General features: G+C 46.5%; 9 protein-coding genes. 6 read left to right on the forward strand and 3 right to left on the reverse strand.

All coding sequences use genetic code 11. The features are described 5' to 3' along the window. Window positions 1–25 precede the first annotated feature (25 nt). From B5Z18_RS03750 to egtD, 4 genes are all read left to right on the forward strand, one after another. Window positions 26–964, forward strand: a complete 939-nt coding sequence (locus tag B5Z18_RS03750; RefSeq protein ID WP_079468046.1) for an ABC transporter ATP-binding protein — start codon at window positions 26–28, stop codon at window positions 962–964. A gap of 9 nt (window positions 965–973) precedes the next feature. After that, entirely contained in the window at window positions 974–2,542 is a 1,569-nt protein-coding gene (locus tag B5Z18_RS03755) for an ABC transporter permease/substrate-binding protein (protein ID WP_079468047.1), read from the forward strand. A 12-nt stretch (window positions 2,543–2,554) separates the two neighbouring features. Continuing rightward, window positions 2,555–3,706, forward strand: a complete 1,152-nt coding sequence (gene egtB, locus B5Z18_RS03760; RefSeq protein ID WP_079468048.1) for an ergothioneine biosynthesis protein EgtB — start codon at window positions 2,555–2,557, stop codon at window positions 3,704–3,706. Between the two features lie 88 nt (window positions 3,707–3,794). Then, entirely contained in the window at window positions 3,795–4,784 is a 990-nt protein-coding gene (egtD, locus tag B5Z18_RS03765) for an L-histidine N(alpha)-methyltransferase (RefSeq protein WP_079468049.1), read from the forward strand. Here the strand turns inward: egtD and B5Z18_RS03770 are convergent. Next, entirely contained in the window at window positions 4,781–5,251 is a 471-nt protein-coding gene (locus B5Z18_RS03770) for a DinB family protein (protein WP_079468050.1), read from the reverse strand. The genes egtD and B5Z18_RS03770 overlap by 4 nt on opposite strands. Window positions 5,252–5,484: 233 nt before the next feature. On the opposite strand from B5Z18_RS03770, the gene B5Z18_RS03775 reads away from it, so the two are divergent. Further along, on the forward strand, window positions 5,485–8,187 hold the full coding sequence (locus B5Z18_RS03775; RefSeq protein ID WP_159454178.1) for an outer membrane beta-barrel protein: 2,703 nt from the start codon (window positions 5,485–5,487) through the stop codon (window positions 8,185–8,187). 244 nt (window positions 8,188–8,431) lie between these two features. On the opposite strand, the gene B5Z18_RS03780 is transcribed toward B5Z18_RS03775, so the two are convergent. After that, a complete protein-coding gene (locus B5Z18_RS03780) occupies window positions 8,432–9,292 on the reverse strand; it encodes an OmpA/MotB family protein (protein ID WP_079468052.1) in 861 nt (286 codons plus the stop codon). Between the two features lie 282 nt (window positions 9,293–9,574). Between B5Z18_RS03780 and B5Z18_RS03785 the strand changes: the two genes are divergently transcribed. Further along, complete coding sequence (locus B5Z18_RS03785; RefSeq protein ID WP_079468053.1) at window positions 9,575–10,600, forward strand: LacI family DNA-binding transcriptional regulator; 1,026 nt, start codon at window positions 9,575–9,577, stop codon at window positions 10,598–10,600. Window positions 10,601–10,815: 215 nt separating this feature from the next. On the opposite strand, the gene B5Z18_RS03790 is transcribed toward B5Z18_RS03785, so the two are convergent. Next, window positions 10,816–12,045, reverse strand: a complete 1,230-nt coding sequence (locus tag B5Z18_RS03790; RefSeq protein ID WP_079468054.1) for an alkaline phosphatase family protein — start codon at window positions 12,043–12,045, stop codon at window positions 10,816–10,818. Window positions 12,046–12,054 lie beyond the last annotated feature (9 nt).

Genomic DNA, 12,054 nt, shown 5'->3' on the forward strand with positions numbered 1-12,054 from the left:
TTTTCCACAATCTGATATATACCGAATGATTAAACTGTCGAATGTTTCCAAATATTTTGGTCCGGAAAAAAAAGCGGTCGATGATATTTCCTTTGAAGTAAAAGAAGGGGAAACACTGGTGCTGCTGGGCACCAGCGGTTGCGGTAAAACCACTACCCTCCGCATGATCAACCGTTTGCTGGAAGCCGACAGTGGTCAGATTTTTATAAACGGCAAAGAAATACGGGAACTGTCTCCTGAAATACTCCGGCGCAACATCGGCTATGTATTACAAAACACCGGGTTGTTCCCTCACTACACCGTGAGCGATAACATCGGCCTCGTACCCTCCCTGCTGAAGTGGGATAAAAAACGTATCCACGACCGTACCACTACGCTCATGGATAAACTCCATTTACCCGCGGCCACCTACGCAGAAGTATATCCGCAACAACTCAGCGGCGGACAGCAGCAGCGCGTTGGCCTGGCCCGCGCGCTGGCCGCAGATCCGCCGGTACTCCTCATGGATGAACCCTTCGGCGCGCTGGACCCGCTCACACGCATCAGCGTCAGGAAAGAGTTCAAATCGCTCGATGAAATCAGCCACCGGACCATCATCCTGGTAACACATGATGTGGAAGAAGCCTTTGAACTGGGCCACCGGATCTGTTTGATGAATGAAGGACGTATCCAGCAACTGGGCACGCCCGCAGAACTGATCTTCCATCCGGCCAACGATTTTGTAAGGTCGTTCCTCGATCCGCAACGACTGCAGCTGGAACTGAAATCCCTGCAAATAAAAGATCTTTGGCAATGGCTGCCATCTGCCGCTACACCGGGAAACGGACAACTAGCTGCTTCCAGCACCTGCTGGGATGCCCTGGAAGCTATCACGCACCAGCCGGTAACTGTAACGCATGAACAGGAACAAAAAATAATTGACGGGAATGGACTGATGGAGGCAATAGCTGCCTACAAAAATTAACACAACGGCATGGAAGCAACCGAAACCTTATTTGAATTTGTACAACAACAATCCGGTAAACTGCTGGAGCAAACCCTCACGCATACCGGGCTTACCTTTATATCCGTGCTGCTGGCCGTAGCCATAGGCGTACCCGCCGGTATTTTCATCACCCGTAAAAAAAGACTGGCAGCACCCGTACTCGGCTTCGCCGGTATAATGCAAACCATTCCAAGCATCGCCCTGCTGGGATTTATGATCCCTCTACTGGGCATTGGCCCCAAACCCGCTATAGTGGCCTTGTTTCTTTATGCATTACTGCCTATTATCCGTAATACCTATACCGGTATCAGCGGGGTAGACCCTACTGTTACAGAAGCGGCTACCGGCATGGGGATGAGCCGCCGGCAGTTGCTGATGAAAGTACAGCTGCCACTGGCCATGCCCGTTATACTGGCCGGTATCCGTACGGCCACCGTGATCAACGTAGGCGTAGCCACCCTGGCCGCTTACATCGCCGCAGGCGGACTCGGGGAATTTATCTTCGGCGGCATTGCACTCAATAATACCAATATGATGCTGGCCGGAGCTATACCCGCGGCTTTACTGGCATTGCTGTTCGACTGGCTCCTGTCGCTGCTTCAGCACATCAATATCCGGAAAGCCCGTAAAACACTATACGCGCTGCCTTTTATCTTCCTGCTTCTCTCCTCCTTCTATCTTCTGCCCGATACTTACAGCGGTAAAATGCTGGCGGGATTTACCCCCGAATTTATGGGTAGAAAAGACGGCAACCTCGGACTGAAATCTGTATACGGCCTGCATATCCGCACCCTCGTGATCAGTGACATGATCATGTATAAAGCTGCTTATGAAAAAAAGCTGGACGTTATCAGCGGAAGCAGCACAGACGGCAGGGTAAAGGCATTTGACCTGGTAGTACTGGAAGATGATAAACATATTTTTCCTCCGTATTATGCGGCTCCCATCGTACGGGAAGAAACCCTGCAAAAATACCCCGAACTGGAACCGGCACTCAACCTGTTGGTTGGTACAATTAATGATAGTATCATGACGGAATTGAACTACCGGGTCGACTACCTGAAACAAAACCCGGAGAAAGTGGCAAAGGATTTTCTTGTTGCCAGACAACTCTGGAAACCAGCCGGCAACGGCGCTAAAGGCAGTATCCGCATCGGCTCAAAAATTTTCGGTGATGGCTATATCCTCGCTGCCATGTACAAGATGCTGATCGAAGGGCATACCGGCCTTGCGGCAGTCACCAAAACAGGATTAGGCGGCACAAAAATCGTATTCGACGCGTTGGTAAATGACCAGATAGATATGTACCCGGAATATACCGGCACCGGTTTACTCGTATTACTCCAGGCGCCGCAACAGGTAACCGACAGCATTATCGGCGACAGCCGGAAAGTATACGATTATGTAAGTGCAGCATTTGAAAAACAATATCATATCAAATGGCTGCAACCCATCGGATTTAATAATACCTACGCACTAATGATGCGGAGAACTGCAGCAAAAGAACTGCATATCAGCAGCATTTCTGACTTTACAAAATATGTGAATCAACAGTAAGCACCTGTAATTATGTTACTGAAAGAACAATATGAAACAGTACGGCGGAGAAGCGAAAAAATTTGCGCGCCGTTAAAAACGGAAGACTATGTAGTACAACCTATTGTGGATGTAAGTCCGCCTAAATGGCACCTGGGCCACACCACCTGGTTTTTTGAAACATTTATCCTGCTTCCTAACGCCAAAGACTACACGGTTTTTGATCCTCAATATAATTATGTTTTCAACAGCTACTATGAATCTGTTGGCGCACGGGTGATCCGCACCAACCGGGGTAACCTCAGTCGCCCGGCAGTGGAAGATATAATGCGCTACCGGAAATATGTGGATGAAGCCATGATCAGTTTTTTGGAAGAAGAACTGTCGCCGGAACTGCAGGAGTTGTTTATTCTCGGTCTGAACCATGAGGAGCAGCACCAGGAATTGCTGTACACGGATATTAAGTATATCCTCGGGCATAATCCCCTGTTCCCGGCCTACGATATTCATCATAAAGATATACCCGTAGTGAACAATCCCGGCGATAGCTGGTTAAATATACGTGCCGGCGTATACGATATCGGCTTTGCCGGAGATGGATTCTGTTTTGATAATGAACTGGGCAGGCATACCGTTTACCTGGCGGATTATAAGATCAGTACCACACTGGTCACCAACACGGAATACCTGGACTTTATCCAGGCCGGTGGCTACCAGGATTTCCGTTACTGGCACGCAGAAGGATGGGATTGGGTAAAAAACAACCAGGTAACCACCCCGATGTATTGGTACAACATCGATGGTAAATGGATGCACTATACCTGGCAGGGGCTTCAGCCAATCATGCCGGATGCACCTGTTACGCATATCAGCTACTACGAAGCAGCTGCATATGCCGCCTGGAAAGGACAGCGGCTACCAACGGAGTTTGAGTGGGAAGTGGCCGCGCCCCAATTGGCATGGGGCCAGCGGTGGGAATGGTGCGAAAGCGCTTATCTCCCCTATCCCGGCTTTGCAAAGGCACCCGGCGCTATCGGAGAATATAATGGAAAATTCATGATCAATCAGATGGTGCTGCGTGGTGGCTCGGAAGTAACTTCTCCAAACCACAGCCGTATTACTTACCGTAACTTTTTCCATCCTTCACTGAGATGGCAATTTACCGGGATAAGATTGGCAGGATGATTGAGACACCGTTATGAAATGATCCGGATCTCAGAAAAACAGCCCACTGTTTTCCTGAGATCCAAGTTCAGAACATCAAAAAATATTTATGACTGTAATTCCTAATGTACTTGCGCCATGCAAGCGCAAGCCAGCCACCGATATATTTTATCACGACGTGGTGCAGGGCCTCACTGCACCCCAGAAATACCTGGACCCGAAATATTTCTATGATGCAGCAGGCGATGCGCTTTTTCAGCAGATTATGCAATGCCATGAATATTACTTAACCGGGTGCGAAATGGAAATCCTCCGGCAGCAGTCCGCACAAATAGTACAGGCGTTACAGTTATACGCCGGCGATTTTGATGTGGTGGAGCTGGGCGCGGGCGATGCCACCAAGTCTGTTCACTTACTGCAAGAGCTGATCAATAACGGTATAGATTATACGTATTTCCCGATCGATATTTCCGCCAATGTGATCTCGCAGCTGGAAAAGAACCTGCCTGCGCAGATACCGGGCCTGCAGCTGCATGGCTTAAACGGGGAATATTTCCATATGCTGCAGCAGGCAAATAAGGTAACCACCAAAAAGAAGGTATTGCTTTTTATGGGCGCCAACATCGGCAATTTCAGCGTGAGCGCTGCCAGGAGCTTCTGCCAGCAGATGCGGCAGTACCTGCAGCCCGGCGACCTGCTGCTGACCGGCTTCGATCTTAAAAAACATCCACAGGTAATCCTGAATGCATATAACGACTCCGCCGGTATCACCCGCGCGTTTAACTTCAACCTTTTACACCGTATTAACAGGGAACTGTACGCAGATTTTGACACCTCAAAATTTGAGCACTTCCCTACCTACGATCCCGTTACCGGCGCCTGTAAAAGTTATCTCATCAGCCTGGAAAACCAGCAGGTGCATATCGGGGAGGATACCACCATTCACTTCGCGGAAAATGAATCCATTTATATGGAGATCTCGCAGAAGTACAGCCTGGAAGAAACAGACCAGCTGGCTGCCTACGCAGGCTTCAAACCAGTGGCCCGCTTCTTCGACCGCAGGCACTGGTTCACCGATTGCTTATGGAAATGTATTTAATGCCAGGCGTTCAGTATTCTTCTGAGCGCCACAATTTCACCGGTATGATAACTGGTGTGGTCCAGCAACAACACCGCTTCGCGGAATAGGTGCTGACCGCTGCCATGCGGAAAAGGCGCGAACAGATCATCGCTCTGTTCCAGCAGATCAATGAAAGCATGCAGGTCCTTATCCACCTGCTCTACGCTGTGCTTCCAGGCGGCATCGTCCTTTGGAGCAGTTTCCTCCGGCCAGTACGCCTTCGGCCACTCTATTTCCTTATAGTCCGGGTTCCTTGAGAAGTCGAGGATATCGTACTGTGTAATCCTGATATGCTCTACCAGTTGCCAGATGCTGTAAGGCATACCGGCTGGTACCACGCCTCTCAAACCGGCGGGCAGTTTTTTCACAGAGTCGTTGAAAGTAACGTGTGCATTGGGTTTGAGCAACATGTCCTTCAGCGATTTAACTAACGTAGCAGTATTCATAAAATAGTAATTTATCTAAACAAAATTCTTATTATTAAGGTTCGGAGATTAAAAAAGAAAGACATCCCATCAAAAAATACTCCAATAATCACTTCTCCATAATTTGTAAATCATTTGTTAATCACATTATCTTATTAATAATTTTTTAACCATTCCGACAACATTTGATATTGATTAACAGAATGAGGATGCTTCAATACTATCATTGTATTGAATTTAACCAAGATCCTCGCATGGCAAAATACTACGCATTATTGTTAACTGTAGTTCTGATAGGAAGTCATTTCACACTTTCAGCACAAAGAGAAATAAAAGGCCATGCGTATGATAAAGACACCAGGAGACCATTGGCAGGAGCAAATGTACTGCTCTTCACCGCAGAAAGATCAATTCTTAAAGCACAGGGCACCACAAATGAATCCGGAGACTTTACCCTCAAAAAAATCCCCACGGGCAACTATGTGATCACGATCAGTTTCATGGGATATGATGCCGCTACCTCACTCATCATGATATCAGAAAAATCAGCAAAGGTATTACAGGTAGACCTTCGCTATTCCGGCCTTCAGCGCAATCCCATCAAGTTAAACAGCGTGAACGTAAAAGTAAATAAGTCGGCGTTTACCATCCGGAAAGATACCGTTGAATTTTCTGCAGGCGATTTCCAGACAACAGAAAATGCTTCTGTAAGAAACCTCCTCAATAAACTCCCCGGCATCACCATCGATGCGGACGGGAACCTGTCTTTCCAGGGCACCGCTATAAAAACCATCCTGGTAAACGGAAGGCCCCTCTTCCAGGATGGTAACGGTTCTTCCGGTGATACAAAAAAAATAACACAGAATCTGCTGGCAGATATTGTTGATAAAATACAGGTCATCGACAGAAAAAGAATAGATGGCCTGGTGGAAGGAGGCAAAAATGAAAAAGTGATCAACATCACCGTTAAAAAGGAATATAAAAAAGGACTCAACGGCGCTGCAGGAGCGGGTTATGGAACAGACAAACGGTACAGTGCCGCCGCCAACGTCAATATGTTCCGGGATACCAAACAAGCCGTGATGATGGGATACATCAATAACGTAAACTCCTCCCGCGGCCCCGCTTCCACCGATGAAAACCTGAGCAGGGCAGAAACTATGATGGGAGGCATCTCCAACAAAAACAACCTCAGTGCAAATCTCGGTACCGACATCTCAAAAAAAATAAAGCTCAACGCCAACTTCCTGCACCAAAGTCAAAATATGGATAACAGCCAGCAGCAGCAGCGCGACAATGTACTGCCGGACAGCAACTTCCGCTACAACAGCAACAATACGTCGGCAAGCACCGCCAACATGAACATCCTCTTTACCAACCTGACCATCCAGCCGGATGAAAAAAACCTCATCTCAATAGATATGTCAGCCAACACACAGCGCAACACTTACCACTCTTTCAATAAGTACATTTCAATAGGTGGTAAAAATAACGACACTATTAACTTTGGCAATACCAATAACCTGGAAACAAGACGGAACAGCAATATCAACCTGACTACACAATATAACCACCAGTTCAGCCCTACCCTGGGCAGCGTAAGCGTTTCCTTCAACATTGAACAGAATAATACAAAAGATGAACAGCAGAATACTACGCTGAACACCTTCGTTCCCGTAAACCTGGCGGATACCATCAACCAGCAGGTGAATGCAAAAATAAATGTCAGTAAACTGATGGCCCGCATCAACTACCAATATCCGCTTTTTCCTTCCGTGTACCTGAACGTGTCTTATAAAATAACCAACAACCTCACCAGAAACAACCAGGACGCTTTTGATTTCGATAATGAAAAGAAGGGATATGATATTATTAACCAGGACCTGACCTACCGGTTTAAAAACAACATCAATGAGCAGTCCATCGGTACAGGACTCTTTCTTAATAAAACAAAAATACAGGGCCAGTTAAATCTTGCCTATAACATCACAGATTCAAAAAGCAATAACTTCACCGCGGGGAATGAGTTCCTGCAAAGGATTCATTACCTGTCGCCCAACTTATCGCTTTTCTATAAAATAGATAACTACAGAAGCCTGGACCTGAGAATAAACCGGGAAACGCGCATCCCTCCTCCCAACGTATACCTGCCGGTAGTGTCTACCCGGAATCCGCTGTATGTGCAACTCGGCAACCCGGATCTGAAACCATCTATTTATAACTCCGCCTCTATTGGTTATCGTTCGTTCAGTGTGAAGGGCGTTACCTTCAGTACCAACCTGGGCGCCGATTTGCCCAATAACGCCATGACACAATCCATCTACTCCGACTCCGCCGGACGGCAAATCAATCAACCCGTAAATGTGGAGGGAAACTTTAGCTTTAACCAGGACTTTTCAATAGGGAAAAGATTCAGCAAACCAGCCGTCACACTTAATTATTCATTGTCCTATTATTTCAGCCGGAATAATTCATTCATCAACCAGGTGAAAAGCCGCACCAGCGATCTGAGTATCACCCAAATGATGAACGGCTCCTGGATGTATAAAAAAGCGCTGGAACTGGAAGGCTTTGTGAGCATGCTGTATATCAGCAGCGTTTACTCTATCCAGAATAACAAACATGCTGATTACCTGATGTACAATGTATCGCTTTCAGCAAACGTTTTTCTTCCTGCCAATATCAGCATCGGCAGCGCAGCCCTGTATTTCAACAATACCAGTCAGCATCAGCAATTTGTAGTGCTCAACAGCTGGGTTGCCAAAGCCTTTGGGAAAAACAAAAGCTTCCAGGCAAAACTCTATGCCTACGATCTCACGAAACAAAATCAATCGCTGCTCACGATGCAGTCCCCTACTTATATAGAACAGCAACGGAATACTATTCTTACTCAATATTTCATGCTGAGCCTCTCGTATTTCTTTGGTAAAAAACCAGCGGCCAAGCCTGCGATGTAGGCATGGCCTTCGGCGATGAAATTATCCTGGAGCAGGATTAGGCTGATTATATTGATTACACCGATTTGATTATGTTCTGATTTTACTTTCAGAATTTTCTATAAAAAGATTAGGGAAGATAAAAACGAAAATATCCGTTTTTATCTTCCCTAATCTTTAAAAATCAAAACTGATCAAATCGGTGTAATCAATATAATCAGTCTAATCCTGCTCCAGGACAATTGACAATCGCCGAAGGCGATCATTAATTCGCTGGTTTCTCGAGTAATTTGAAGAACTGATCCAGCTGTGGCAATATCACGATCCTTGTTCTGCGGTTAGCTGCTTTACCTTCCGCGGTATCGTTGGAAGCAATAGGCAGGTACTCGCTTCTACCGGCGGCAGTCATACGTGCCGGCGGAATGGCGTACTGGTTCTGGAGGATACGCACCACGGAAGTAGCTCTCTTCACACTCAGATCCCAGTTATCCAGCAATACATTCGGACGGTAAGGCACGTTATCTGTATGGCCTTCCACCATGAACTCAATATCCGGCTGGGCAATCAGCACTTTAGCCACTTTTCCCAGTACTTCTTTGGCTCTTTCGTTGATTTCGTAGCTACCACTTTTAAACAGCAGTTTATCGGAGATATCTATATATACTACACCCTTGTCCACTTTAATATTGATGTCTTTATCATCCATATTTCCAATGGCGCCCTTCAGGTTCATTACCAGCTGCATGTTCAGCGAGTCTTTCCGGGCAATAGCCGACTGAAGGTCTTTAATGTAAGCGTCTTTGGCGCCGATGTTATCCAGGGATTTCTTGATACTTTCTGCCTGGGCGCCGGAAATTACGGACAGCTCCTTCAGGTGATCCAGCATCTGGGTGTTGTTGGTTTTCAGTTGCTCCTGTTGCTCCGTTAAGTTCGTTACTTTTTCTTTGTACGATGCAGCGGCACGGGCAGCATCTTCTTCGCAGGTTCTCAGCTTACCGTAGGTAGCGCGGTAAAGACTATCAAGTTGCGCATTCCTGGCCTGTGATTCTCTTAATTTACGAGGGGCAGAACAGGATGCAAAAATGGTTACTAAAGCTACCGGCAAGGCTAGTTGTGCTATTTTCATAAAATTATACTTTTTAATAATCTAAAAAATAAGTATATATAAATAGTGGGGTATACAATGGAAAGCAATCCCTCTATAGCAAATAGCAGGCCGAAGCCCCCTTCAGTCCGTTAGAAGATGGTTAGAATACGGCTGGTATTAGATGTTGACACGCTTAAATAAAATAAAACCATCAGCCTAAAGATGCTTTATTCATAAAAAAAAGTTAATATTTTCCAATATCTAAGTAACTTGTCCGGCAGAGTATACGCTGTATCTATTTTCTATTAATTGCTGAAATGTATGAGAAAGGTGGTTTCTTCGGGTCAACCAACAATAAAGGAAATTGCAAAAAGGCTGAACATCTCTGTATCCACAGTATCAAGAGCGTTACATGATCATCACAGTATCGGTTTAAGAACCAAAACCAGGGTAAAAGAACTGGCTGCTGAACTGAATTATGAACGCAACCAGACCGCTATCTATTTCCAGCAGGGTAAAACATTCACCATCGGTATCCTTTTGCCCGAGCTGTCGGAAGCATTCTTTGCCAGCGCTATCAGTGGTATTGAAGACACGGCCTACAGCAATAACTATACGGTATTACTGGGGCAGTCGCACGACGATGAAGCCCGCGAAAAGCAGATCATCCAGAGCATGAAACAGCACCGGGTGGATGGCTGCATCGTATCTATCGGAAAAAACACCAGCAACTACGAACACTTTGAAATGCTGCAACAGGCACGCATCCCGGTGGTTTTCTTTGATCGCATTCCCAACCTTCCGAATATGCACGCCGTATCCTGCAACCTGGAATCAGGCACGGTGCAGGCAGTAGATTTCCTCCTGAAACAAGGCCACCGCGTAATCGGTATGATCAATGGCCCTGAAACAATGGTGGCCAGCAAAGAACGCGCTACCGGCTATATCAGGGCGTTACAGAAACACCGCCTGAAATACGATCCCAAAATGATCGTCAACGCGGATCTCACCGCAGCAGGCACGGAAGAAGCCATGCAGTACCTCCTTTCGCTCAAAAGAAAAGTAACCGCCGTAGTTACTTTCAACGACTATGTAGCGATGGATGCCGTACAATATGCCCTGAAACAAAAATTGGAAATAAATAAGGATATAACTTTTGTATCTTACGCCAATACACCGGTAAGCGGGTATACAGCCTTTCCTCCTGCTGCATCTGTGGAGCAGTTCCCTTATGAACAGGGCCAGGCGGCTACTAATATGTTATTATCACTCCTGAACGGGGAACATGCCTTGAATGATTTTCAACGCACTGTTATGGAGTCGCAACTGGTGATACATCACCGCTGAGGCATTATCTTATCGATAACCTTGCCACAGTAGTTGACCGTGGCAGGTTATTCGACTTCATTGTTCGCTGTCTATAATTGCTGCTTTTCCAGCTTAGTTCACTTTCTGATTAATTGCTACAACGATTCTACATGATTTTTTTGGCATTCCATGTACGCAAACGCTTGCGTTATCCGCGCAAGCGTTTGCGTAAAGCCTGTTTTCCGTTGTTTTAGCTATTGTTGTACCACCCACCGGTTCACCGAATTTAATGGTCCTTCCAGCACAATCTTGTAGAATGAAGATGGCAGCGATTTTACACTGATGCTGGCGCTCTCTTTTGATACAGGTACTTCTCCGAGTAACTTATAATCGTCGTGACCACCGGTTTTATAGTGATTAGTAGTAGTCACCCATATTTTTACAGTTCCCTTTTTATCATAAGCCTTCCAACCCAGTTGCAGCTGATCCTTCACTAAGCTCGCAGTGGGCTGCGCCAGTGAAATAGCGCCAGTCAGCGGCACGCCATCCAGTTCACGCGCATTCTCAACAGGAATAGAGATATTCATAAACCGCGCAATAGACGGCAGGATATCTACAATACCTGGTTGCGCCGTTTTAAAGTAAGGATTCAATCCTTTTGCATTGGTAACGATCCAGGTGGTCCGCTCCCGGTCAGATTGCCCGCCGTGGCCATGCCCGCCATGTGCATCACGACCATGATCCGTGGTGATATAGATCTGCCAGTCTTCATTAAACTTCGCCCGCCTGTATTCCATCGCATCCCAGATTTTACCTACCATATCGTCTGTCATCCGCACGGCCGTATCCATCCGCTCACCGGTGCCATAACGATGTCCCATGTCGTCGCTGTACTCCAGGTAAACCCAGGTCATATCAGGTGCATCACTTCTTACAAAATCTGCAGCTTTATCCACAACTGTTTCATCAATCAGGTGGATATACCAGCTGTCTTTATCATGCGGAAACCGCACGGTATCAAGTTCCAGCCCGTCCACTGCATGATCAATATGCAGGTTGCCCGTTTGCGCTAATCCATCTCCCACCAGTTTGGTGCGGTTATCCAGCCAGGTGGAAAAAATAGCGGTCTTCTTTTCAGGATAAGCCGATTTAAAAAAACGGAAGATGCTGGGATAGGCATAGTTCTGCGCGGCAATATCATTATCCCATACGTTGTGTTTATTCACCCACGTGCTGGTGAGCAAACTGTTGTAACCCACTGCTGAAATAGTAGGCGTTTGTGAGTACCCGTTCTTCTCCCCTCCTACGTAGGCACGGCGATACCCGCCTTCCTTCGCTATGCGCTTCAGGTGAGGAGTGGGTTGCGACTCAATCACATCTGCCGGAATACCATCCGCAATAATAAATAACACTTTGTGTTTCTTCTGCTGCGCCGATAACGAGGTAACTGTTAAGAGGCTCATAGCGAGGAATAAATACTTCATCGTTAACTG

Origin of the sequence: Chitinophaga ginsengisegetis (genome assembly GCF_900168065.1) — a bacterium.
Lineage (GTDB): Bacteria > Bacteroidota > Bacteroidia > Chitinophagales > Chitinophagaceae > Chitinophaga > Chitinophaga ginsengisegetis.

What these genes read in the sequence shown, in the direction of transcription:
- B5Z18_RS03755 (WP_079468047.1), top strand. Translation starts at nt 974, where the DNA reads ATGGAAGCAACCGAAACCTTATTTGAATTTGTACAACAACAATCCGGT.
- B5Z18_RS03780 (WP_079468052.1), bottom strand. Translation starts at nt 9,292, where the DNA reads ATGAAAATAGCACAACTAGCCTTGCCGGTAGCTTTAGTAACCATTTTT.
- B5Z18_RS03750 (WP_079468046.1), top strand. Translation starts at nt 26, where the DNA reads ATGATTAAACTGTCGAATGTTTCCAAATATTTTGGTCCGGAAAAAAAA.
- B5Z18_RS03775 (WP_159454178.1), top strand. Translation starts at nt 5,485, where the DNA reads ATGGCAAAATACTACGCATTATTGTTAACTGTAGTTCTGATAGGAAGT.
- B5Z18_RS03770 (WP_079468050.1), bottom strand. Translation starts at nt 5,251, where the DNA reads ATGAATACTGCTACGTTAGTTAAATCGCTGAAGGACATGTTGCTCAAA.
- B5Z18_RS03790 (WP_079468054.1), bottom strand. Translation starts at nt 12,045, where the DNA reads ATGAAGTATTTATTCCTCGCTATGAGCCTCTTAACAGTTACCTCGTTA.
- B5Z18_RS03785 (WP_079468053.1), top strand. Translation starts at nt 9,575, where the DNA reads ATGAGAAAGGTGGTTTCTTCGGGTCAACCAACAATAAAGGAAATTGCA.
- egtD (WP_079468049.1), top strand. Translation starts at nt 3,795, where the DNA reads ATGACTGTAATTCCTAATGTACTTGCGCCATGCAAGCGCAAGCCAGCC.
- egtB (WP_079468048.1), top strand. Translation starts at nt 2,555, where the DNA reads ATGTTACTGAAAGAACAATATGAAACAGTACGGCGGAGAAGCGAAAAA.